Origin of the sequence: Clostridium sp. KNHs216 (assembly GCF_006714885.1) — a bacterium.
Lineage (GTDB): Bacteria > Bacillota > Clostridia > Oscillospirales > Acutalibacteraceae > Caproiciproducens.
This window is the reverse complement of sequence record NZ_VFMF01000001.1, coordinates 1,548,669-1,572,972: the sequence shown is the minus strand read 5'-3', so window position 1 is coordinate 1,572,972 and position 24,304 is coordinate 1,548,669. Positions and strand designations below refer to the sequence as shown.

The 24,304-nt window shown below is 50.1% G+C and carries 22 protein-coding genes and 1 pseudogene; 19 read left to right on the top strand and 4 right to left on the bottom strand.

Going from position 1 to position 24,304, the window contains the following annotated elements:
• Nucleotides 1-4: 4 nt before the first annotated feature.
• The 4 genes from LY85_RS07680 to LY85_RS07665 are packed head-to-tail and all read left to right on the top strand — an operon-like array spanning nt 5 to nt 4,329.
• Nucleotides 5-1,078: a M24 family metallopeptidase gene (locus LY85_RS07680; RefSeq protein ID WP_141826157.1), complete on the top strand. Its 1,074-nt coding sequence runs from the start codon at nt 5-7 to the stop codon at nt 1,076-1,078.
• Nucleotides 1,079-1,081: 3 nt separating this feature from the next.
• Nucleotides 1,082-2,140, top strand: coding sequence for an aminopeptidase (ypdE, locus tag LY85_RS07675; protein ID WP_141826156.1), 1,059 nt, complete (start codon nt 1,082-1,084; stop codon nt 2,138-2,140).
• Complete coding sequence (locus tag LY85_RS07670; RefSeq protein WP_141826155.1) at nt 2,137-3,321, top strand: PatB family C-S lyase; 1,185 nt, start codon at nt 2,137-2,139, stop codon at nt 3,319-3,321. Before ypdE ends, LY85_RS07670 begins: the two co-directional genes overlap by 4 nt.
• A 42-nt stretch (nt 3,322-3,363) precedes the next feature.
• Nucleotides 3,364-4,329 carry a type I phosphomannose isomerase catalytic subunit gene (locus LY85_RS07665; protein WP_141826154.1) on the top strand — a complete coding sequence of 322 codons (966 nt, stop codon included), beginning with the start codon at nt 3,364-3,366 and terminating at the stop codon, nt 4,327-4,329.
• 84 nt (nt 4,330-4,413) lie between these two features.
• Here LY85_RS07665 and LY85_RS07660 read toward each other — a convergent pair whose 3' ends face one another.
• The 3 genes from LY85_RS07660 to LY85_RS07650 all read right to left on the bottom strand — a co-directional run bounded on the left by LY85_RS07660 (nt 4,414) and on the right by LY85_RS07650 (nt 7,986).
• Entirely contained in the window at nt 4,414-4,698 is a 285-nt protein-coding gene (locus LY85_RS07660; RefSeq protein WP_141826153.1) for a helix-turn-helix domain-containing protein, read from the bottom strand.
• Nucleotides 4,699-4,712: 14 nt separating this feature from the next.
• Entirely contained in the window at nt 4,713-5,705 is a 993-nt protein-coding gene (locus LY85_RS07655; RefSeq protein ID WP_141826152.1) for a hypothetical protein, read from the bottom strand.
• A gap of 367 nt (nt 5,706-6,072) precedes the next feature.
• Nucleotides 6,073-7,986: a methyl-accepting chemotaxis protein gene (locus tag LY85_RS07650; protein ID WP_185741151.1), complete on the bottom strand. Its 1,914-nt coding sequence runs from the start codon at nt 7,984-7,986 to the stop codon at nt 6,073-6,075.
• 826 nt (nt 7,987-8,812) lie between these two features.
• Between LY85_RS07650 and LY85_RS07645 the strand changes: the two genes are divergently transcribed.
• From LY85_RS07645 to LY85_RS07595, 11 genes and pseudogenes are all read left to right on the top strand, one after another.
• On the top strand, nt 8,813-9,727 hold the full coding sequence (locus LY85_RS07645) for an NAD(P)-dependent oxidoreductase (RefSeq protein ID WP_141826150.1): 915 nt from the start codon (nt 8,813-8,815) through the stop codon (nt 9,725-9,727).
• Between the two features lie 3 nt (nt 9,728-9,730).
• A pseudogene (locus LY85_RS07640) lies at nt 9,731-11,179 on the top strand (lactate racemase domain-containing protein).
• Nucleotides 11,180-11,306: 127 nt separating this feature from the next.
• Entirely contained in the window at nt 11,307-12,461 is a 1,155-nt protein-coding gene (locus LY85_RS07635) for an NrtA/SsuA/CpmA family ABC transporter substrate-binding protein (protein WP_141826149.1), read from the top strand.
• 102 nt (nt 12,462-12,563) lie between these two features.
• Nucleotides 12,564-12,782, top strand: a complete 219-nt coding sequence (locus LY85_RS07630; protein WP_141826148.1) for a hypothetical protein — start codon at nt 12,564-12,566, stop codon at nt 12,780-12,782.
• Between the two features lie 10 nt (nt 12,783-12,792).
• The gene (locus tag LY85_RS07625) at nt 12,793-13,530 is read left to right on the top strand and encodes an ABC transporter permease (protein ID WP_243122506.1); all 738 of its coding nucleotides are present in this window, start codon (nt 12,793-12,795) and stop codon (nt 13,528-13,530) included.
• Nucleotides 13,506-14,267: an ABC transporter ATP-binding protein gene (locus LY85_RS07620; protein ID WP_038325639.1), complete on the top strand. Its 762-nt coding sequence runs from the start codon at nt 13,506-13,508 to the stop codon at nt 14,265-14,267. Before LY85_RS07625 ends, LY85_RS07620 begins: the two co-directional genes overlap by 25 nt.
• A 19-nt stretch (nt 14,268-14,286) precedes the next feature.
• Complete coding sequence (locus LY85_RS07615; protein ID WP_141826146.1) at nt 14,287-15,039, top strand: ABC transporter ATP-binding protein; 753 nt, start codon at nt 14,287-14,289, stop codon at nt 15,037-15,039.
• Nucleotides 15,040-15,155: 116 nt separating this feature from the next.
• The gene (locus LY85_RS07610) at nt 15,156-15,866 is read left to right on the top strand and encodes a GntR family transcriptional regulator (RefSeq protein ID WP_038325637.1); all 711 of its coding nucleotides are present in this window, start codon (nt 15,156-15,158) and stop codon (nt 15,864-15,866) included.
• Nucleotides 15,867-15,900: 34 nt separating this feature from the next.
• A complete protein-coding gene (locus LY85_RS07605; protein ID WP_141826145.1) occupies nt 15,901-16,635 on the top strand; it encodes a sulfite exporter TauE/SafE family protein in 735 nt (244 codons plus the stop codon).
• Nucleotides 16,636-16,765: 130 nt separating this feature from the next.
• Entirely contained in the window at nt 16,766-17,215 is a 450-nt protein-coding gene (locus LY85_RS07600) for a DUF3842 family protein (RefSeq protein WP_243122505.1), read from the top strand.
• Between the two features lie 111 nt (nt 17,216-17,326).
• Complete coding sequence (locus LY85_RS07595; protein ID WP_141826144.1) at nt 17,327-18,112, top strand: sulfite exporter TauE/SafE family protein; 786 nt, start codon at nt 17,327-17,329, stop codon at nt 18,110-18,112.
• A 91-nt stretch (nt 18,113-18,203) separates the two neighbouring features.
• Here LY85_RS07595 and LY85_RS07590 read toward each other — a convergent pair whose 3' ends face one another.
• Nucleotides 18,204-19,724 carry a DUF4183 domain-containing protein gene (locus LY85_RS07590; protein ID WP_141826143.1) on the bottom strand — a complete coding sequence of 507 codons (1,521 nt, stop codon included), beginning with the start codon at nt 19,722-19,724 and terminating at the stop codon, nt 18,204-18,206.
• Nucleotides 19,725-19,833: 109 nt separating this feature from the next.
• Between LY85_RS07590 and LY85_RS07585 the strand changes: the two genes are divergently transcribed.
• Genes LY85_RS07585 through LY85_RS07570 form a run of 4 tightly spaced genes read left to right on the top strand, consistent with a single transcriptional unit; the run spans nt 19,834 to nt 24,293 of the window.
• Nucleotides 19,834-20,844, top strand: coding sequence for an NAD-dependent 4,6-dehydratase LegB (locus tag LY85_RS07585; protein WP_141826142.1), 1,011 nt, complete (start codon nt 19,834-19,836; stop codon nt 20,842-20,844).
• Nucleotides 20,841-22,025 (top strand): LegC family aminotransferase, encoded by a 1,185-nt coding sequence (locus tag LY85_RS07580; protein WP_141826141.1) that lies wholly within the window; start codon nt 20,841-20,843, stop codon nt 22,023-22,025. Before LY85_RS07585 ends, LY85_RS07580 begins: the two co-directional genes overlap by 4 nt.
• Complete coding sequence (gene neuC, locus LY85_RS07575) at nt 22,022-23,245, top strand: UDP-N-acetylglucosamine 2-epimerase (protein ID WP_141826140.1); 1,224 nt, start codon at nt 22,022-22,024, stop codon at nt 23,243-23,245. The genes LY85_RS07580 and neuC overlap by 4 nt, the downstream gene beginning before the upstream one ends.
• The gene (locus LY85_RS07570) at nt 23,232-24,293 is read left to right on the top strand and encodes a GNAT family N-acetyltransferase (protein WP_141826139.1); all 1,062 of its coding nucleotides are present in this window, start codon (nt 23,232-23,234) and stop codon (nt 24,291-24,293) included. Before neuC ends, LY85_RS07570 begins: the two co-directional genes overlap by 14 nt.
• The last annotated feature ends 11 nt before the right edge of the window (nt 24,294-24,304 follow it).

Below are 24,304 nucleotides of genomic sequence, written 5' to 3'. Positions count from 1 at the left end.
AAACATGAACAGACTTGAAAACTGCCGCGCGCTTCTGGCGGGCTGCGACGCACAGGCAATGCTGTGCACCTCTTACCACAACAAATTTTATCTTTCCGGGCTGTACAGCTCCTCGGGCTATGTGCTGATTACGCAGAAGCAGAAATATGTGATTGTGGATTCACGCTATTACGAGGAAGTACGGCAGAACAACCGGGACGCACAGGTTCTTCTGATGACCGGGAAAAAGACCTATGACCTGCTCATCAACAGAATTATTGAAGAAGAAAATATCCGTACCGTCGGTTTTGAAGGCGACGATCTGTCCTACGACCGGTACCGGTCGCTGGAAAAGAAGCTCCGCGCTTCGCTGGTTCCCGTCAATATCAATCCGATCCGGGCGGTCAAAGACGCTCAGGAAATTGAGACGATACAGAAAGCCTGCGCCATTGCGGACCGCGCCTACGCGCACATTCTCGGCTTTGTCAGGGCCGGAATGCGCGAGGACGAGGTCGCAAACGAACTGGTTTACTTTATGAAGCAAAACGGCGCGATGAAGGAGTCCTTCGACACCATTGTCGCCAGCGGCGTAAGGGGTTCCATGCCGCACGCCAAGGCCGGGGCCAAACAGTTGGAAGCCGGCGACCTTGTCACCCTTGACTTTGGGGCAAAGGTCGGCCAGTACTGCTCCGATATCACCCGCACGTTCGCGGTCGGAAAAATGCCGGTACCCGAATTGCAAAAAATCTATGAAACCGTCCGGGAAGCCCAGCAGAAGGGAATAGAGGCCGTTTGCGCCGGAACCCGCTTCTGTGACGCGGACCGTGCGGCCAGGTCGGTGATTGAAAAAGCCGGGTACGGCGAGTATTTCGGCCACAATCTGGGCCATTCGCTGGGCATCAACGACCACGAGGACCCGCGCCTTTCCCCCACGGAGGAAGCGCGCATGGAGGCCGGGATGGTCGTGACCGTAGAGCCTGGCATCTATGTGCCGGGACTGGGCGGCGTGCGGATCGAAGACGATGTGCTGGTAACGGAAAAGGGCTCCCGGGTACTGACCCGCTCGCCCAAGCAGCTGATTGTTGCAGATAAGGAGTAACCAATGAATATTGAACTGGTAAAAAAACTGAGTAACGCGGACGCGGTCGCCTCGCACGAGGACGAGGTCAGAAGCATCCTGCTGGAAGAGCTGGAGGGTGTTTCGGACGAAGTCGATTTCGACAGGCTGGGTTCCGTCATCTTCCATAAAAAGGGGGATGCGCAGGGCCCGCGCGTCATGGTGTGCGCCCATATGGACGAGGTCGGATTTCTCGTCAGAAGCGTCAGCAAAATCGGTATGCTCCATGTCATTCCGGTCGGGAGCGTCCGCACCTTCTCCAAATTCATGCAGGGAGTCCGGGTCACAACGGAATCCGGGCGTAAAATCCCCGGCGTTTTGAATTCCGTGTACGCGGACGGCGACGTGAAGGATTTGGTCGTCGACATCGGCGCCGTTTCCGATGAAGAAGCCCTTTCTCTTGGTATCCGCACAGGGGACATGGTGACCTTCAGCAGCGAATGTCAGGAATACGGAATCGACGGCACCTTTGCGGGAAAGGCCTTTGACGACCGGCTCGGCTGCTACGTGATGGCGGAAACGCTCAAGCGTCTGGCGGGCACTCCGCTTCCGAATCAGCTGTATATGGCGGCGACTTCCAGCGAAGAGGTGGGGTTGAGGGGCGGAAAGACCTCCGCGTACAGGATTCAGCCCGACATCGTGATCGTGCTGGACGTCGCCTGCTGGGGAAACGAGCTGGTCAGGGACCATACCAATAACCGGCAGATTGGGCACGGTCCCATGCTGCTGCATTACGATAAGACCATGGTGCCTTCCTCCCGCCTTCTGAGCCATATTCAGAAGATCGCCGATCAAAACGGCGTTGCGCTGCAGCAGGATATGTTCAGCAACGGCGGTACGGACGGCGGCCAGGCGCACCTGACCCGCGACGGCGCTGTCTGTGCCGTGCTCGGCATCCCGCTTCGCTACGGCCACAGCCCGTGGTCCATCGGCAGCTGTGCCGATGTGGACAACGCGGTGTTTCTGCTGACGGAGCTGATGAAAAGCCTGGACCGGACCGCTTACCTTTCTACCGTGGATTTTGCACACAGGAGGCAGCCATGACGGATTTTGACCTTTTCCCCGACCGCTATGCGGAAAAATGCCGCAAATGGGACAGAGCGAAAATCGAAGAGCACTTCGGCCCGGTCGGCGACGATTATATTCCCATGTGGATTGCCGACATGGATTTCCGCGCGCCGGAGCCGCTGCTGAACAGGCTGCATCAGGCCGTGGATATCGGCGTTTTCGGCTATACCTACGTTTATGAGGAATTCTACGACGCGGTGCTCCGTTACTTTGAACGGCATCATCACGCTTCCCCGAAAAAGGAATGGCTGACCCTGTGCTACGGCACGGTTTCCACTCTGCACTATACGGTGCAGGCCTTCTGCCAGAAGGGCGATTCCGTTATGCTCAGCACGCCGGTCTACGATCCCTTTGCGCGGGCGGCGACCGCGTTTGGCGCGCGGGTAATCGAAAATGAATTGGTCGTGGAAAACAACCGTTACCGGATGGATTTTGAAAAAATGGAAAAGCAGCTCAAACAATACCGTCCGAAGCTTTATCTGCTCTGCAATCCTCACAACCCCTCCGGCAGGATCTGGAGCCGGGAAGAGCTGGTCATGCTGATTTCCCTGTGCCGGAAATACGGAACCATTGTCGTCGCCGACGAGGTACACAGCGGTCTGATTTTTGACGGAGTTTATACCTCCACCGTTGAAACCGGGGAACTTTTTCAAAATGTTATCCTTTTATCTTCACCGAATAAGCAGTATAATTTAGGTGGCCTGAAAACCTCTTACGCCATTATTGAGAATGACGAGCTGCGCAAAACCTTCCGCAGCCGGCTGACGAAAAATTCCATCACTTCGCCGACGGTGTTCGGTATCATCGCGCTCATTGCCTGTTACAACGAGGGCGAGGAATACACCCGCGCGCTGATGGGCTACCTTGGGGAAAATTATCGTTACGCCCGCGAGTCCATCGGGAACCGGATTCCCCGTCTGTCCTGCATGGAGATGGAATCCTCCTATCTGCTGTGGGTGAATATTCAGAAAACGGGGATGGACAGCGATACCTTTACGCACCGCCTTGCAAAGGAAACAGGCGTGCTGGTGGAAAGCGGGAACAATTTCGTCGGCAACGGCGAAGGGTATATCCGTATCAATCTGGGAACGCAGTTCCGAAACGTAAAGGAAGCGTTTGCGCGGATGGAAAAATTTGTTGACAGGGTTTCTCTTTAGTGCGTAAAAGGCCGGGACAACAACGGAAAGGGGTTCATTGATTTGGGACCGCTGAAACTCATTGCTCCCTGCAAGGATTATCTTTGGGGAGGAACAAAGCTCAGGACGGAGTACCGCCAGCGGAGCGCCGCACAGAAGCTGGCGGAAAGCTGGATGCTCTCCTGCCATCCGGACGGGCTGTCTGTGATTTCCGGGGGAATCTTCGACGGAATGACGCTGAAAGACCTGATTGCACAGGAGGGACGGGGGGTTCTGGGGACAAACTGCGACCGTTTTGAGCAGTTCCCGGTGCTGGTTAAGCTGATCGACGCACAGGACCGTCTGTCCATACAGGTCCATCCCGACAACGAATACGCTCTGGAGCACGAGGGCGAATACGGCAAGACAGAGATGTGGTATATTCTGGAAAACGAACCGGGCGCCTATCTTTACTACGGTTTCCAGAAGGAAATCAGCAAAGAGGAATTCGCCGAGCGAATTCGCAATCAGACATTGACGGAAGTATTAAACAAAGTGGAAGTCCATCCGGGCGACGTGTTCTTTATCGACGCGGGAACGCTTCACGCGATCGGCGCGGGGATCGTCCTTGCCGAAATCCAGCAGAATTCCAACACGACCTACCGCATTTACGATTATGGAAGGGTCGGCGCGGACGGAAAACTGCGCGCTCTGCACGTGGACAAAGCGCTGGATGTCACGCAGCTGAAACGGCCCGTCCGCTCGGCAAAGCCGCAGGGCGAACCGGTGAGGGACGGGGACTGTGTCAGAACGCTGCTCGCATCCTGCCCGTATTTTACCGTATCCCGGATTGTGCTTTCCGGCGAAACGGCAATGACGGCCGACGCTTCCAGTTTTCAGTCGCTGCTGTGCGTTTCCGGCGAAGGAACGCTTTGCCGCGGGAAAGAAGCGCCGGTTCCGCTTCAAAAGGGAGACAGCCTCTTTATCCCCGCGGGAATGGGCGGTTATACGCTGAAGGGCAGTCTGGAATTTTTGCTTACTGCGCTCTGAGATATTTCTGAACTGCATGGAAAAGCCGCCGTCGGGACCTGCTCCCGACGGCGGCTTTTTGTATGCTCCGAAAATTTCTGACGGTCAATCCGGGTCGCTTTTTTCTTTCGGGGCTGTCTGCAAAACTGTCTTGATTTGCGGAATACTGAGCCCATCCTCTTTTAGTTTTTTAATCCAATGAATTCTTTTTACGGTCTCTTCCCGCCGATACCTTCTGGTCAGGTTTTGCTCAGCCTGTTCAAACGGCAGCATGTTTTCTTCCGTATAAAACTTGAGCGTACTGTAGCGGCACCCGGTAATACGTACCAGCTCACCGATGGAGACATATTCGGAGGCCAGGATAGCATCCATAGTACGTTGTCTCGACATGATTTTTTACTCCTTCAAAAAGGGAGGCGGGGCATCAGGCGGACTCCGTGAATCGGAACCCTCCCGTAAATCGCCTGCGGAACTGCCTTATAAACCAGATTGTCTATTTTAATGATCGGGACTGCCCCGGTCTGCAGTACCGTGAATGTATGACCGTATAAGTTCAGGCGGTTTTTAACGTCCTCCAGCCTTTTGTCCGAATTGGAAAACCAGGCCTCCGTATCAATAAAAACTGATTGAGAGCGTTCAAGGATAGGGTAAACAAAATTGATGCCCGCAGCAAAAGGTCTTTTAAAAATCCTTTTTTTCCAATGCAGGAACTGCTTGACCGCCAGCTCTGCGCCGCGGCGAATGCGGATAGGGTATAGGGCTTTCGCAAGAGGATTTTGATGATAAAGCCCGTTCATTCTGACGGCGACCGTTTCCAGGTCATTGAGAGAAAAGAAGTCGCTGAAACAGCCGCTTTCGCGCAAAAGCCAGAGCATACAGACGGTTTCATCCGTTACAGGGCCGTTTTCCAGAATTTCCGCCTTTACGTTTTCTGTAATTGCCGTGTATTCCGGAATACTGCTGCGATATTCCATATACGGGACCCCGGCAGAATCAAAATACAGGTCGCAGCCCAGCAGATTCGGAATTTCTTCGATCAGGTCCTGACTTCTCAGGGAATCGGCGACGCTCTTCTCCAGCTTTTTTAACCTCTTGCCGGACAGCGCGGAAGCCGATTTCAGGCACTGTTTCAGGCTGAGAGGCCGTGAGGCATTGGTTTTTTTATGCTGGATCGGTTCCAAGACAGCTTGACGGTATTCTTCCGAATCGGGGAAAACGATATTCCGTAAATCCACCGTATTCCAGCCCTTGCCCGTGTGATTGTCCAGAAGCACCTCCAGAATTACGGAAGCAGTCATACATCGGAGTGCCACCTTTTTTACAGTAGTCAGGGAAAGGCTGTTCTGTGCATTCAGCGCGATCATCGAAAAGCTCTGCGTTAACTTCAAATCCTTCACAAGAAATCCCCCTATTTGTAAAATAGCTGAGTTTACTTATTACTTACTACTTACGATTTACAATGCTATCTTATTCCGGTTTTTCAAATTTGTCAACCTTATCTTTACATGTTTTACCTGATCGGCAGACTTTTCGGTATGACCGGTGATTTTTGCCCATGAAATTTTAAAAATGATGTCCCCGCAACAGCCGAAATGGGAACAAGATTCCATCGGGAAAAAGCGACACTCCATTTGCTCCGCGCAAATGGAGTGTCATACGTGACGGGCAATTTAATTTTTTAATCCATTAAAGGATATATTCGGAGGCCAGAATCGCATCCATGGTACGTTGTCTCAGTATGGCCAGATAAACAAGAAAATGCAGTTAAAACTGAAACTGCTCAATAAGTGTTTTAAGCAATTGGGCCTGCTGATTCAATTCTTCACTGGCGGCGGCGCTTTCTTCCGAAGTCGCCGAATTGGTTTGTACAACCGATGAAATTTGGTCGACTCCCATAGTTACCTGGTTGATCGATACCATCTGTTCATTAGTCGCTTTGGATATTTCCCCGATTAATTCAGAAGTTGTGTTGACTCCGTTGATAATTATGTTCAGGGACTGTGCCGTTTCATTGGCGATCGAAGTTCCCTTTTTAACGCATGCGATGGAATTTTCAATCAGAGCAGTTGTGTTTTTTGCCGCCTCTGCGCTTTTTTCGGCCAAATTTCTTACTTCGTCGGCCACTACGGCAAACCCTTTGCCCGCCGAACCCGCGCGTGCGGCCTCGACCGCCGCATTCAGCGCAAGAATGTTGGTCTGGAATGCAATATCCTCGATTGTTTTGATAATATTACCGATTTGATGGGAAGATTCGCTGATTTCCTCCATCGCGGAAATCAGTTTCCGCATCGATTCGTTGCCGCGTCCTACTTCGCGGGAAGCATTATCCGCCGATTGGTTCGCGTCGGCAGCGTTAGCTGCATTTTGCGTAACCTGATTGGCAATTTCGATAATGGACGCAGACAGCTGTTCAATGGAACTTGCCTGTTCTGCGGCACCTTGGGCAAGAGCCTGTGAAGTATCTGCAACCTGATCGGAACCGCTTGCGACCTGGTCGGCGGTGGCCGTAATATCGGAAAATGTTTTTACCAGGGTGGATTTAATGTTTTCCAATGATGTTTTGATCTTTGAAAATTCGCCCACATAGTCGCAATGAAGGTCAAAAACCAAATTTCCCAAAGCAATCTGATCGAGTACAGCGGAAATTTCATGGATATAATCAATGTACTGCTTCAGCCTTTCCACTGTCTTTGAAAGAGCCAAGGCTACCTGTCCTGTTTCGTCCTTTGATTTTGTATCGACCTGAACGTCAAGGTCGCCGTCTGCGATTTTCTGTGCAGCGAGAGTTAATTTCTTCAAAGGGTTAATAATGCCCTTTGATATCAGAGAAATCAGCGTGATTAGAAGCAGCAGTGCAATCATAAAAACCGTGAAAACCGCATACCGTACGGTGTTATAGGTCCCGTTGAATTCTTTTTCCGGCATACCGGTTGTTATGGTCCAGCCGGTGCTTCCGACAGGGGATAAGAATCCCACATTTGTTGTATTTTTGGCTGTGTATGTAATGGTCCCTGCCGTTTTTCTGGTGATGGCATCAATAATATTTTTGGACATTTTGGATTCTGATACATTTTTGCCTTTTAAATCTGCATCCGGATAATAAACAAGCTGTCCGCCACCGGTAGTAAGAATATAGAAACCTGTTTGTCCAAGACGGTAATTCTTCACCATGCTGTACAGATGATTGATGGAAATGTCAATTCCCACAAAGCCGATCAAGTCCGTTGCCCCGGCCTTATATACGGGGGCGACCATACTTACAACCGAAGAACCGGTCGTCTGATCCTTATATGGTTCGGTTGTTACAATATCTTTTTTCTCCACGACGGACTTGTACCACGATTTTTCCGTAAGATTCATCTCATACGGTTCGTCGCTGCTCGATATGACAATCGTGTTTGTGGCGCAGTCTGCAATCCAAACCGATGAGTAATTGTCGGGATCGGTCTGAAGAATATTGTCAACCGTTCTTTTTGCGCTTGCGGAGTATGATTCGCTGTTGGATTTTTTCTCATCCGAAGTCTGCTCAAAGTATTGCTGAAACGAATCGTTCGCCATCATCTGCCTGACAGTATTCGTATATTTTGAAAAATACTCATTGATTTGATAAGACGCTGCCTGAGACTTCGCAGTAAGCTCACTTGTTGTCAGCGCAGATACCGACTGCTTCACAGTCATTAATACAATTAACGCCGTAATACAAAAAATAGCCGCAACAGGGACACCAATCAATAATAGCAGTTTTGATAACAGGCCCCTTTTGCAGGAAATTTTCCGCAGCTTTTTGCGGAAGATTTTTTGAGGCATCCTAATTCACTCCGTTTTATTATTAAGAAATACATGGCTGGTCAAGTATTCCTCCTTATTATTATCGGCCGTGATTTGTTGTAACATTTGCATGAAACCGCAACTAAAAAACATTTGGATCATTCCATATTTACACGCTAGAATTCATGAAATCCTTTGGCTAATTGGAAGAATACCAGTGAACAATTGTAGTTATGCTGAAGATAATTCTATCCATATTGCAATAATAACAATTGCAAAACTGGTATGGATTATCGTTTCGTTTGCAGGAATTGGATGTGACGTGACAGGGGCTGGCTATAAATAAAGAGAGAGGTCGGAATGAATAAAACAGAGAGATTTATGGCAGTTTTAGTCAACTTTTGTTAAATTAAATACTTTTAGAATACATATTGACATCTGCATAAAATAGTTTTATTATTTAGATGTTATTTGGTAAGTTTCACTTTGTGACGACTGGTATGGTATCTTGGGAGATTCTTTTATAGGTTTCTGCAAGTTATTTTTTTGGTCCAACTGGTATTAATATTAATACCAGTTGGACCAAAAAAATAACTTATATACTGTAATGATGATAAAGATATCTTATGCATATTGATAAAATGATAACAGAATTACAAAATTATTTAAAAAAAGATGCCAAAATCTGTGGCCCTGAAACTTCCAAAATGACAAGGATGCAAAAGGAGGAATTCTCATGACAAGTTGGATTGAACCCGATAAGCCCATTGAGAAAATAGGCTTAATCGGTGTCGGGACAATGGGGAAATGTATGCTGGACAGCTTATTAAAGGCCGGATGGACTGTGGTTGCCTATGACAAGTTCCCTGCAGCAGCGGAGTATGCAAGATCTGCGGGATGTGAAGTTGCCGACACACCGAAAACATTGACTAAAAGCTGCAAAGTGGTATTGATGTCTTTACCTGGACCGGTACAGATTGAAGAAGTGGTTTTTGGTACGGATGGTGTGTCCGAAGCGCTGAGCGGAGACCATGTTGTTATTGATACCAGCACCGTCGACCCCAATACCACAAAATCGGTTGCAAAGCGGATAGCGCAGCGCGGAGCCGCCTATCTGGACTGCTCGATTCTCGGCAGGCCATCGGCGGTCGGAAAGTGGATGCTGCCGACCGGTGGAAGCGCTGAGGCGCTGGAATATGTGCGTCCGGTACTGTCGGCTTTCGCGGGGAATGCGATTCATGTTGGCGAATCAGGCGCCGGCAATGCACTCAAATTACTTAATCAGATGATGTTTTCCACGATCAATGCCATTTCTTCGGAAGTGATGGCAATCGCGGATAAGGTCGGGATAGATAAGAAAGTTTTCTTTGACACAGTGGCCTGCAGCGGTGCCGCGACCGTTAGCGGGCTGTTTAAGGAAGTAGGACAAAACATTGTCGCGGACGACTATAATCACCCCACCTTTACCGTTGACTTGCTGATCAAGGACACGAAGCTCGCCCTTCAGATGGCCAAGGACGCGAAGGCGCCTTCCGTCATTGCGGGAACCGTACAGATCTATAATGAAATCGCAAGTGCAAATGGATTGGGTGGAAAAGATACCAGCGCGTTGTACAAGGTGTATGACCGCCATTACAAGAAGGAGAAATAAATTATGAAGCAGCTGTCCTTTGAATATGGTCAGGGCCTTATGAACGCAAATCTGCCGGATAACACGGACGTATTTATCCCGGGTACGACCGTACCTGATCCGGCATGTCTTCCGCAGGACTGGGATACTCTGTACAAGGCGACTCTCGATTCCATCCGTAACCCGATTGGAATGCAGACTTTGACAGAGCTGGCACATAAAGGAAGTACGGTCGTCATTGTTATTCCGGATATCGTTAAGGGGGGCAACCAGCCAACGAGTCACCGCAAGGTCTCTGTCCGTGCCTGCCTTGACGAGCTGTATTCCGCGGGTGTGGAGAAAAAAGACATCCTGCTGCTGTTCTCCAACGGCCTTCATCCCCGTACGACCGTATAGGAAATGAAAACGATTCTTGGTGACGACCTGTTCCACGAGTTTTATTTTTCCGGTCAGATTACAAGCCATGACAGTGAAGATTATGACCATCTGGTCGATTTGGGATTCACGGAGCACGGCGACCATGTCATTATGAACAAATATGTATATGACGCGGATGTCGCGATCTTGATCGGTCATACTCAGGGGAATCCGTACGGGGCCTACTCCGGCGGCTATAAACACTGCGCGACGGGCATCAGCCATTGGAGAAGCATCTCAGCGCATCACGTACCGGAAGTAATGCACCGGCCCGACTTCGTTCCCGTTTCGACACACAGTGAAATGCGCCATAAGTTCGACCAGCAGGGGATGCTCATGGAAGAAAAAATGGGCAAAAAGTTTTTCTGCTGTGACGCGGTGCTGGATACGTACTCCCGCCAGATTGAGATCAACAGCGGCTGGGCAAAAGAAATGCAGCCCGTGAGCTGGAAAACAGCGGACAAGCGCACGTTTGTTAAATGGGCGGATAAGAAATATGATGTAGTTGTGTTCGGTATGCCTACGGACTTCCACTATGGAAACGGTATGGGCACCAACCCGATTCAGATGATGCAGGCGCTGTCCGCTCAGGTCATCCGTCATAAACGGATTATGTCGGACCATTGTGTATTTATTGTTTCCAGCATCTGCGACGGCTATTTTCATGAAGAAAGATGTCCTTATCTGCGTGAGCTGCATGAGATGTTCCAGCATGATTACAATCAGGTACTGCCGGATATGAATCATTATGGAGAGTATTTCGCCACAAAGGAAGAGTACATTCGCCAGTATCGTTTTGCGAATGCGTTCCATCCGTTCCACGGGTTCAGCATGATGAGCTGCGGTCATATTGCGGAGATGGATACGAGTGCCATCTATATTGTGGGAGCCAGAGAGCCGGGAATCGCAAGAAGTATGGGCCTGAAAACCCGTGCGACATTTGAGGAAGCGCTGGCCGATGCGGAGAAGAAGTTTGTCGGACCGAACCCGAACATTCTTGCCCTGCCGCAGACCTATAAGCTCGGCGCTGTTCATCTCTGTATGAAGGATGACTGATCTGTTCCCCAGCTCTTTGAAAATCCCTAGAGCATTTCGATAAAGGTTCAGGGCCAAAATATGGGCGTACAAGAAGCTGGAATATTGAATTCCCATATTGACAATAAAATATCTGGGAGGTTTAAGTATGAAAAGGAAATTACTGAGCGCACTACTGATTTTGACATTGTGTACATCCCTTTTAAGCGGCTGCGGACAGGCACAGAACAGTTCGGAAGCCACATCCGGAGAAAAAAGCTCAACGGGAGGCAAGACAACTTTTGGCATTGAACCTTTTAAAGACACTCAAACACTGCGCGTGGGATATTTTGCCGGTTCCGCTCTTTCCATTCCGTTCTATATTGCGGATAAGGAAGGATTTTTCAAAGAACTCAATATTGAAGTCGATTACCAGACCTTTACCAATGGTCCGGCTATGATGGAAGCAAACGCCGACTGGGACATCGCCGGTGCGGGTTCTGCGGGTGTTTTGGTCGGACAGATCGGACACGACACACCGATGATCGGCATTGCCGACTATGAAGATAATCAGGGACTGTTTGTAAGAAAAGACAGTAAGATCGCACAGGATCCCACAAATCCCGACAACTGGAAGGGTACCACGTGGCTGTATCCCGTCGGAACGACTGCTCACTTTACGCTTGCGACACAGCTTGAAAAGCTTGGATTGAGTATGTCGGACATCAAATCGGTCAATATGGACGTATCAAGTGCGTTGAATGCATTTAACGGGGGACAGGGAGACGGTCTTGCAGTATGGAATGCATTTGCCTGCAACGCTGAAGATCAGGGTTATGTAAGAATCAGCGATGCCGGAAAACTGGGTATCACCAATACCAGCGGCCTTGTGTCCACACGAGAGGCTTTGAAAGACAAAAGGGAGCTTCTGACAAAGACCTGGGCCGTTTTTTACAAAACAGTGGACTGGATCAATGCGAGCGAAGAAAATAAAAGCAAGGCGATTGCATACTATAAAGATTCCTGCGACGAAGAGGGCATCAAAGTCGACGAAAGCCTTGCGAAACGTATTATGGATTACTTTAAATGCCCTTCCTTTGACAAGTCGATTGAGCTTATGACAAAAACGGTGGAAGACCCGAAAGGCCTGTATACGAAGAGACCTTTGCTGCAGGCGGAAAATGACCTTCTGGTGACAATGGATTTCTTTGTCAAGCAGGGAAAATACAAGGCTGAGGACAGGGTGAAATTATTGGATGACGGATTAATTGACCCCTCCATTGCCAAAGAAGCGAAAGCATTGATGGAATCGGCTGCAAAATAATTTCCGGTAAATCCATCTATAAAGTTTTGATGTGCTTTTCCCCCGCGATCGCGGGGGAAAAGACAAAAGATATTTCTGAAAACGGGGAAGGGATGGAATAAAATGGACCAACCCAAGAAAAAATTCAGCAACGAGGAACGAATCGCATTTGTACAAAATCAAAAGAGAAAAAGTCAGTATTTTTTAGCAATGCTATCTGTAATAGGAGTGATCGGTTTCTTTCTTATATGGCAGATAAGTGTTTCCACCGGATTGCTCTCTGAAAAATTTTTGGCGTCACCGTTAGCTATATTCAATCTGTTTAAGGAAACAGATTTATAAGGTCCTTCCCGTGGTCTCCATTGTTCTGTTAATCGCCCTCTGGCTTTTCGCATCCAGCTTTGGAAATGCTCAGTTTCCATCCCCGATAGCAACGTGGGACCGGCTTCTTGAACTGCTGAGAAAACCAATCAAAAACCTGAGCCTGTGGGGACATATTCTGATCAGCTTACAGAGAGTGTTTACAGCGCTGCTGTTATCGTGGGTCATTGGAGTTTCTTTCGGTATCGTGCTGGGTTGGAGCAAAAAGTGCAACGCGCTGTTCGGCCCTATTTTTACCGCCTTCAGGGCAGTGCCTCCGTTAGCGTGGATTCCCCTGATCACAATCTGGTTTGGTACCGGTGAAGGGTCCAAAGTCCTGATCGTTTTTATCGGCGCATTGATGCCGGTTGTTGTCAATACACAGGCAGGTATGAGCAATGTCAATAAACTGTATCTGGACGTTGGAACAATCTTTAATGCAAACAGCAGGCAAATGCTGTTCCAGATTGCGATTCCCTCCGCATTGGATGCTATTTTCGCGGGCATACGTACTTCGGCAAGCGCGGGCTGGATGGTCGTTTTGGCGGCTGAAATGCTTGGCGCGAAAGCCGGAGTAGGTTTTTTGATTACAAGAGGTATGGATTCGGGAGATCAAGCCTTAGTTCTCCTGTCTATGATTTGCATTGGCATTGTTGGGGCAATCCTTGCGATTGTTACACAGATTGCAGAAGGAGTGATATGTCCATGGACAAGAAAAAGGTCAAATTAAGGCTGGAGAACATATCTCAAAGCTATGTGGTAAATAACAAGGTGTTTGACGCGGTTTCCGATATCTCTCTGGATGTATACGATAATGAATTCTTAGTTATCCTCGGGCCGGGCCACTGCGGTAAAAGTGTGCTGCTCAATATTATCGGCGGCCTGGAAAAATCCGTGGAGGGAAATACCTATCTCGACGGAGAAAAGCTGGTTGGGAGCGATAAGCGCATTGGCATGGTGTTTCAGAAATTGGCGCTTATGCCTTGGAAAACAGTTATGGGTAATGTGGAGTTCGGGCTGCAGATGGCCGGAGTGAATAAGGACATACGCCGGGAAACCGCCCAGAAATACATTGATCTGGTTGGCCTGAAGGGATTTGAAAAGTCGTATCCCAATCAGCTGTCCGGCGGAATGAAACAGAGAGTAGGCATCGCCAGAGCGTATACCAATAATCCGGAAATACTTGTGATGGATGAGCCCTTTGGACAGTTGGATGCCCAGACAAGATATTCCATGGAAGAGGAAGTTCAGAGAATTTGGCAGCAGGAAAAAAGAACCGTTATCTTCGTAACCAACAATATTGAGGAAGCGGTTTATTTGGGCGACAGAATTGTCTTGTTGAGTGAATGTCCGGCAACAGTAAAGGAAATCTATGATATTGATTTGCCGAGACCTCGTGATACGATTGATCCAAAGTTTTTATCCATCCGTAAGGAAATATCTGAAAATACGGATCTTGCATTATAAATGCCGGGAGGAAAATGTCATGAGTGAGAGCAATCAGGACTATAAAATTGAAGTAAAGAACCTGACAAAATATTTTGGAAACCTCCATGTGTTGAATGATATTTCGTTCAATATTAAAAAGGGAGAATTCGTTTGCGTAGTAGGTCCGACCGGCTGCGGAAAAACCACGTTTTTAAACCTGCTGACCAGGATATACATGCCGTCCAAAGGCGATCTGTTCATTGACGGAGAGTCTGCAGACCCCAGAAAACATAATTTAGCCTTTGTGTTTCAGGAACCATCCGCCATACCGTGGCTTACGGTGGAAAAAAATCTTCGGTTTGGACTGGAACTGAAGAAACTGGATAAAAAGGTAATCGACGAGCGGGTCGAAAATATCATTTCCCTGCTGGGACTCGAAAAATTCAGAAATTCCTATCCCCATCAATTGTCCGTAAGTTCCGAGCAGAGGATCATTATCGGGAGAGCGTTTGCAATGAATCCCGACCTGCTGCTGATGGACGAGCCCTATGGGCAAATGGACGTAAAATTGAGATTTTATCTCGAAGATGAAGTAATTCGTTTGTGGAAAGAGCTGGGAAGTACCGTCGTATTTATCACCCATAATATAGAAGAAGCGGTTTACCTTGCAGAGCGGATCCTGATTATGTCGAATAAGCCTACAACGATTAAAGAAGAAGTGGTCGTTGATCTGCCGAGACCAAGAGATGTTACGGATCCTGAATTTATCAAAATAAGGAAATATGTAACGGATCAGATCAAATGGTGGTAAGGAGAGCATGCGGAGCCGGATTGCTTGTATAATGCTCGAAACCGTATTATAATAAAGTTCACAAATTTATTCGGAAATTGGGTGTTTACATGTTATATCCAGGAAACGGAAAACCTTTGTTTATACAGCTTAAAGACACGATCCTTCAAAAAATTTCTGAAGGCGAGTATAAGGGTGGGGATAAACTCCCCAGCGAGCGGGAGCTTTCAGAGATGTATGGAATCAGCCGTGTTACTGTACGGCAAACACTCAACGAGTTGGTAAAAGACGGCGTACTTGTCAAAAAACAGGGTAAGGGAAACTACGTTGCGATTAAAGTAATCGATCATAAGCTGGACAGTCTCATGGGCTTTGTAGAGGAATTTGCCATCAAGCAAATGAAATGCGAAGTCGTTGTTCGAAAACAGGAGTATGTTGTTGCCCCGCCGGAAGTGTGCGCCGCTATGCACATTGAGCAGGACTTTAAAATGCTGATGATTATACGTCAGATTTATGTTGACGGGAAGACTCTCGGCATTGATTATACATATCTGCCGATGAATGTGGCATATCTGCTTGAAGGCTTGGATTTCCACAATGATATTGTCTACCCGGTTTTGGAGAAAAACGGGTATAAAATCACTACCGCCGATCAGGCCATCACGGCGGAAACCCCCACTCTGGAGGAAGCCGCCCTGCTGAATCAAAAGGTGACCACTCCGGTACTGGCGATACAGCGCGTCACCTATGTTGAGGGCGACCGTGCGATCATGTTCAATCGTACGGTTTATCTGGCGGATCGATATCGTTATACTCTGACGCTCAAACGGTATCACACAACCTTTTAATGTATGGCGGCCGTGAAGCCGCCTGGGAGGTACTATGTTTGAATTTCAGATGACCAATCTGTTATGGATTGTCGTCATCAACTTTCTTGCTGCCTTTTTGCAGGCGTCTGTTGGTTTCGGATATGGTATTCTTGCGATGGCCCTGATGCCGCTGGTGCTGCCGATGCGTTTATGTTCGGCAATTTCCGCAATTACTGTAGTCGCTATCGGCCTGCAGATGGTTGCGATACTGCATAAAAATCTATCTTTGCGTACCGTCCTTGTCCCGGTGCTTTGCTGCCTGCTCACGATTCCTTTTGGAATGTATATTTTAATGCACAACTCTGAAAGGATGTTACGCATTATTCTGGCGGTTTTTATCCTGCTGCTGACAGTATATTTCATTATCTCTCAGAAACATAGGCTGGTGATCAAAAAGTCGTTAAAAAATGCGGTCCTGTTTGGGTTGGTGACGGGAATCTCCACCGGAATGTTTAATATTGTAGGCCCGTTTTTTATGATTTATTATTTCAGCATCTGTGACGACCATCTGAACTTTAAAGCAAACATAGAATTTAGCTTCATTATTGCAGGCCTGTATTCTACATTACTGCATTACCTTTATGGGAATATTACGCTGGATGCAGCACCCTACATCGTGTCTGCGTCGGCAGCGGCGATAGCCGCGGGCTTCCTTGGGCTTTATTTTTTTCGCCGGCTCGACAGGGAGAAGATCTGTAAGATCATCTATGTCGCTTTGCCTGTAATGGCATTTTTATTGATAAAATAAAACTGTAAATAAATTACGGACCTGTCGGTCAGCCCGCTTCCATAGCGGAAGAAACGCTTACCGTACCGGCTGCTTCATTTTTATTGGTTGCTGAGACCCTCAGAAAGTGAATGCATGAAAGGAATACATTATGTCAAAAAAAGAAATCTTGATATCTGTTGTAGACGGGCAAGGCGGAGGTATCGGTAAATCTCTTATGATAAAGCTGAGAGAAAACTTTCTCAAGGGGAACGGTGTGACTCTGTGTGCACTGGGTACAAACTCCATAGCCACAAACTGCATGATGAAAGGTGGGGCTGATATCGGCGCCACCGGGCAAAATGCGATTGTTCAAACGGCTAAACAATCAGATATTATTTTGGGCCCTTTGGCGATTATTTCGGCAAATTCGATGCTGGGGGAGTTAACTCCGGCTATGGCTTTTGCGATCAGCTCTTCTTCCGCTCAAAAAATACTGGTTCCTCTTAACCGATGCAGGATTATGATTGCATCGGAAGTCAGTTCTACAACAGATTCTTATATTAACCACTGCGTTATGCTGGTAAAACAGTACATAAAAGAATTATCCATAGAAAAATAATATTGATTTGGTAATGGAGGCTCATGAAATAAGGCAGCCTAAGCAATTGCCGTGACCTGGCTGCGGTTTCAACAGATTCCTTCATATTTGATAAAACAATGGGGGCAGCTTATGCTTTGGCTGTTTTTTTTAGTCAGTCTGTCGGCTTCGGTTATCGGCGGAATCTGCGGCGTAGGCGGCGGCGTAATCATCAAGCCTGTGCTCGACGCCGCCGGCGTTATGAGTGTCAGCAGCATCAGCTTTCTTTCAGGCTGCACGGTGCTTTCCATGTCCGTTATCTCCGTGCTGAGAAATTCCAGAAATCGCGGGATGATCGATGTCAGGACAAGCACGCCTCTTGCTGTTGGTTCCGTTTTCGGCGGGATTATTGGGAAATCGTTGTTCGATATTCTGAAATCCCTGCTCCAAAATGAAAACCATCTGGGCGCGGTACAGGCGGGCCTGCTGTTAATTGTTACACTGGGTGCACTTCTGTACAGCGTTTATTCCGGCAGAATTCGTACCTGCCATGTGAGCAGTCTGGCGGGATGTGTCCTGATCGGTTTAGCACTGGGGGCTATTTCTTCCTTCCTTGGTATTGGAGGGGGACCTATCAATCTGACGGTTCTGTTTTTCTTTTTTTCCATGGACATCAAGAAGGCTGCCGCCAATTCTCTGTATATCATCATGTTTTCGCAGCTCGCAAGCCTTTTGCAGACTTTGATCAACGGTTCCGTCCCGCCGATCAGTGTGCTGATCCTTGTTTTTATGGTTGTGGCGGGGGTGACCGGCGGTATAATCGGCGGCCATTTAAACCAGAAAATTTCAGAGGAAACAGTGGACCGTTTGTTTATCGCCTTTATGGCTGTGATTATTGTCATCAATCTTTATAATATCGTTAAATTTACCGTGAGCTAATCTGATCCGCCTGTTTGAACCGGCGGCGAAAAACGAACAGAGCGTACGACCTTGTGTCATACGCTCTGTTTGTTTTTGGAGGATATGCTTATTACAAAGAGGGGCGTTCCTGTTTCGGAATGCTTCCGGTTTTTTCTGATGCTCCGAATTGCTTTTGGACCGTTCCGAACTCCCGCAGGGAAGCAAGCTCGTTTTCCGGCACTTCCGAGTATCTTCTGATCCACCTGCGGAAGGCGCAATCGGAGATATCGCATCCGCACACGGGCCCTTCGGGGCGGTGGTTGATATACTGCAGGGAAATGGGGGCCCCCTCTATGGGGGCGTCCTGCGTTTTCAGAATGAGATAGCCCTTTTGAACCGCGTAATTGACGCCCGGCTGAATAACGCCGTTGACAAACAGATTCAGATAGGCGCTTTGTTTCGGGTCCGGAATGCCTTTGTCGCCGTACATCAGCAGCTGATCCTGATCGGTATAGATTTTTTCCTCGTTGGAACGGGCGTTGAACTGATACGTTTCCGTCTTGAAAAGATGGCCGTCCGGGTCCCTGATGACCAGCGCCTCCAGAATGACCAGCTGATTTTTTTCGGGAACGTCCGTCGTGGTCAGCTCCAGAAGCCCTTTGCGGACGATATAGTTTCTGGTTGGCTGCAGCACACCGTTGACATAGAGATTGAAGTACGAGACCTCTTTCGGATCTGGGATGCCCCGGCCGCCGTATTTTTTCAGTTCGTCTTCATTCGTAAAGACCCTTTTCGTGCCGTCGGAAACGGCGTTGTACTGATCGTTGATCACCCGCATCTTCTGATTGGAGTCATTCCGGAGGGTGACGAACAAAATCATCACCGCCTGCCCCGCGGCAGGCGCGTTTTTCGTTGTCAGCTGCAGAAGGCCTTTTGTGATTACATAGTTTTTCTTCGGCTGCAGAACCCCGTTCACAAACACATTGCAGTAGGAGACCTCCCGTGGGGACAGAATCCCCCTGTCACCGTATTGGGTGAGTTCGTCCTGATTGGTGTATGCTTTTTTGACTCCGTCCGATAAAGCGTTGTACTGGTAAATCTCCGCTTTTAAGGTCATGCTCTGATAGTACAGGGAGGTTCCGCTTTTGAAAAGGACGGAATCGTAGATTCTGTCGGCATGGATGCAAACCGCGTTTTTTACCGTAAGGGAAGAATCCACCTCCGGAATCCGGAGGTTTACTTTTAATCTGGAATCGACGGCGGTGTCGACATTGATAAAAATTTTGACCCGGTCGGTACCGGCATCGCTTTTGGGATAAACCGGCACGGCACAGCAATGAAAGCTGCTTACCGCAAAATGGAGCAGAGTCCCCCGGGGCGCGTAAAGGGAAATACACCGGATGATGCTGAACGGAAGAGGGGCCGACATCGTGCTCCCGTCCAGAGACACAGTGACGAAGCCCTCCAGCAGAACGGTCACGATGCTCTGGACGGCTGTTTCCCCGTCCGGGAGCCTGATCTGCTCCTGAGGACGGTCCTTTTGGGACGATAGCTCCATATAGCGAACCGCGCCCGGTTCGCATGGGTTTAAGGCGTTGCCGTTTTGATCTGTTAAACGGCAGGTAATCAGGGGGAATTTACTTTTTAACATAAGATTCACTCCATTTTGCAAACGCCGACATTCTCCAGGGGAATTACTTCTATTTTTTACATGGCGGAATATATTATAGAATAGCGGAAACTTTGTCAGGAGGAATAAGATGAACTTCGATGGGAAAAGGATTCTGGTTACCGGCGCGGATGGTTTTATCGGTTCGCACTTGACGGAAGGTTTGGTCAGAAAAGGAACCAGTGTCCGCGCCTTTGTCTGTTACAATTCGTTTAACTCCTGGGGCTGGCTCGACCAGTCCCCGGCTGAGATTAAAAGCAGTCTGGAAGTGCTGGAAGGGGACATCAGGGATCCTTACCGGGTAAAAAAAGCAATGGAAGGCTGCGATGTTGTTTTTCACCTGGCCGCTTTGGTGGCAATCCCTTATTCATATTATTCTCCCGGTGCATATATTGACACGAATATGAAGGGAACCTTTCACGTTTTGCAGGCGGCGCGGGAGCTTGGGACGGAAAAGATCATCCACACGTCGACCAGCGAGGTCTACGGGACGGCCCGGGCGGTTCCCATACCGGAAACCCATCCTTTGCACGCGCAGTCCCCCTACGCCGCGTCAAAGACCGGAGCCGACCAGCTGGCTCTTTCTTTTTATGATTCCTTTCACACGCCGGTTGCCGTCGTCCGTCCGTTCAACACCTACGGACCCAGACAGTCGGCCCGGGCGGTCATCCCGACCGTCATCACCCAGATCGCCGCGGGCAAACGGAAAATCCGTCTCGGCTCCCTGACCCCCACCCGGGATTTCAATTATGTCCGGGACACGGTGCGGGGATTGATAGAAGCCGCCGGGTGTGACGCAACAGTCGGCGAGGTCGTCAATATCGGCAGCAATTATGAGGTTTCCATAGGAGAAACAGCGCAGCTCATCGCGGAGGTGATGGGGGCCGAAATCGAGATAGAAACCGACCCCGAGCGGGTGCGCCCCCCAAAAAGCGAGGTGGAGCGCCTTTGCGCGGATACCGCCAAAGCAGCCGGCCTGTTCGGCTGGAAGCCGGAGTACGCGGGCAGGGAGGGGCTGAAACGGGGACTGAAAGAGACCGCGGAATGGTTCAGTGATCCCGAACATTTGAAGCTGTATAAGACCGACAGGTATAATCTATGAGTACGGCAAAAAACGAGGATATTTCAAATATTCTTTCCGCGCTGAAAGAAGTGCTGAACGGGGCAGAGAAGCCCATTCCGCTTCACGAACCCTGCTTTCGCGGCAGGGAATGGGAGTATGTGCGGGACTGCCTCGACTCGGGCTTTGTGTCGTCCGTGGGAAGCTATGTGGACCGGTTTGAGGAGCAGCTCGCTCAGTTTACGGGAGTGAAGCGCGCTGTGGCGGTAGTCAACGGGACGGCCGCTTTGTATCTGTGCCTCAGGCTGGCAGGGAGCGGGAGGGACGACGAGGTGCTTGTCCCCGCGCTGACCTTTGTCGCCACGGCGAACGCGGTGTGCTACTGCGGAGCCGTTCCCCATTTTATAGACAGCGATCCGGATACGCTGGGGGCCGACCCCGCGAAGCTGGACGCCTATCTTGCAAAAACAACCGACCAGAAGGACGGCTGCTGCCGCAATCGGATCACCGGGCGGCCGATCCGGGCTGTGATCGCCGTGCACACGTTCGGTCATCCCGCCGACCTTGACCCGCTTCTGGAAGTGTGCAAAAAATATCGGCTGGAGCTGATCGAAGACGCCGCGGAGTCTCTGGGCAGCTATTATAAGGGTATCCACACCGGGAATTTCGGAAAGCTTTCCTCCCTCAGCTTCAACGGCAATAAAATCGTCACCACCGGCGGGGGCGGGGCCGTCCTGACGAACGACGAAGAGCTTGCCGGGCTGGCCAAACATATCAGCACCACCGCAAAGCTGCCTCACCGCTGGGCTTTTCTCCATGACTGCGTCGGGTATAATTTTCGGATGCCGAACATCAACGCCGCGCTCGGATGCGCCCAGTTGGAGCAGCTGGACGGGTTTATCCGAAAGAAACGGGCTCTTGCCGAAAAATACCGGCAGGCTTTCGCGGATGTCCCCGGGATTGCCTTTTTCCGCGAACCGTCCTGCGCGAAGAGCAATTACTGGCTGAACGCCCTGCTTCTTGACCGGAAGGATATGGCCCTGCGCGACCGTATCCTTTCCGAAACCAACCGGCAGGGAATTCTGACGCGCCCGGCCTGGACTTTAATGAATGAATTGCCGATGTTCCGGGACTGTCCCCATATGGATTTGTCCGCGGCGGAAAGCCTGGAACAGCGGATCATCAATGTTCCCAGCAGCGCCCGTCTGGGGGAAAGCCCATGAGCGCCGCAGTACGGAAAATCTGTGTTGTTACGGGGACGCGGGCGGAATACGGGCTGCTGAATCCACTTTTAAAGGAACTGGAACAAGCGCCGGAATTTCAGATGCAGCTGATCGCGACAGGAATGCACCTGTCGCCGGAATTCGGGCTGACGTACCGGGAAATCGAAGAGGACGGCTTTTCCATCGATAAAAAAGTGGAGACGCTTCTGTCGAGCGATACCCCGGCGGGGATCGCCAAGTCCGTGGGACTCGGCGTGATCGGCTTCGCGGATGCTTTCTCGGAGCTGAAGCCAGACCTGCTGGTGGCGACGGGCGACCGGTACGAAATGCTGGCGGCTGTCCAGGCCGCGCTCTTTGCGAAAATCCCCATCGCCCATATCGGCGGAGGGGATACGACGGAGGGTGCCTTTGACGAGGCCATCCGGCACAGTATTACAAAGATGTCCCAGCTTCATTTTGTGACCAACGCGGAAGCTGACCGGAGGGTCAGGCAGCTGGGCGAGGACCCGTTCCATATTTACAACGTCGGCAGCCTTGGAATCGACCGGATTCTTTCCCTGCCCGGAATGAGCCGCACTGAGCTGGAAAAATCGCTTCCCTTCCGGTTTCTGGAAAGGAATCTGCTGATTACGTTCCACCCCGTCACGCTGGACGCCGAGGGCTCTGGGGAGCAGTTCCGGGAGCTGGCGGCGGCCCTGCACAGTCTCGGCCCCGATGTGGGGCTGATCTTCACAAAGCCGAACGCCGACCCGCAGGGGCGGGAAATCATCCGTCTGCTGGACGGTTTTGCGGCCTGCCATCCGAATGCCGCCGTGTTTCCGTCCCTGGGGCAGCCGCGCTATTTCAGCCTGATTGCTCAGGCGGACGCGGTGGTGGGAAACTCCTCCAGCGGGATTTACGAGGTCCCTTCCTTCCATAAGCCGACGGTCGATATCGGCGACCGCCAAAAGGGCAGGCTTTTTGCTTCTTCCGTTATTCACTGCGCTGCGAAAAGGCAGGAAATAGAGAAAGCGGTTCGGGCCGCGTTTACAAAAGACTGCTCGGACGCGGTCAATCCGTACGGAATGGGCGGAAGCGCGCAAAAAATCGTCAGGGCGCTCCGGTCCGTTCCGGACTATCGGCGTTTGCTGAAAAAGCATTTCTATCAGGCGGGGTGTGCGGAAATCCGGCACGGGGAATCCGGGCTTTCCAGAGTGGGGGAGAACAATGGGAACTCTTGAGATCATTCCTTTTGAAAAGCGGGAAAACTGGGACGCAATCGTCCGTTCTTTCCCCCGGTACGACGTGTACTATCTCAGCGGATATGTTTCCGCTTTCCGCTGTACGGGGGACGGCGACCCGCTTTTGCTTTCTTATCGCGGGGAAAAGCTGCGGCTTTGCTACGTTGTGCAGCAGAGGGATATCGCCGGGTCTCCCCCCTACGGCAGTATTCTGGAGAGGGGACGGTACTTTGACTGGTCAACACCCTACGGCTACGGCGGGCCGCTGACAGACGGCTTTGACGGGCGGGAGGTCGGGGATTTTTTCAGACAGCTCAACGACTACTGCCGTTCGGCCCGGATCGTGTCGCAGTTCATCCGTTTCCATCCTCTGCTTCAGAATCACAAGGTTTTTGAGGGAAGCTGCGAGCTGTGGAAAAACAGGCAGACCGTTTTTATCGATACCGCCGATCAGGCCGTGATCAATGCCAATCTGGAATCGAGGTGCCGGGGCGCTGTCCGTAAAGCGCTGAAAAATCATATCCGGATTGAAAACGGCCAAAGTGAGGAAGCGCGGCGGACCTTTGTCCGACTGTATTATGATACCATGCACAGAAGAAACGCCGCCGGCTATTATTATTTCAGCGAGGAATTCTTCAACGATTTTTTTGCCAATACGGCTGACTGCTGCCGCCTGTTTTACGCGGTGCGGAATGAGGAAACCATCTGTTCCGCAATCATCCTGTACTGCAACGGACGGATGCACTATCATCTTTCCGCGGCGCAGAGGGACTCCCTTTCTCTGTCGCCCAACAACCTGCTGCTTTACACGGCGGCGTGCTGGGGGGCCGAAAACGGATACCGGCAGTTTCACCTCGGCGGCGGTGTGGAGCCGCAGGACAGTCTGTTTCTATTCAAGAGATCCTTTCATAAAAAAGGCCTGGCGGATTTTTATATCGGGCGGAATATCTTTTGGGAAGAAGCCTATCGGGAGCTGCTGGATATCCGCGCGGCTTCGGACAAAGACTTCCGCCCGGACAACGGCCGACTGATCCAGTACCGGGCGTAACGGGGGCAAGG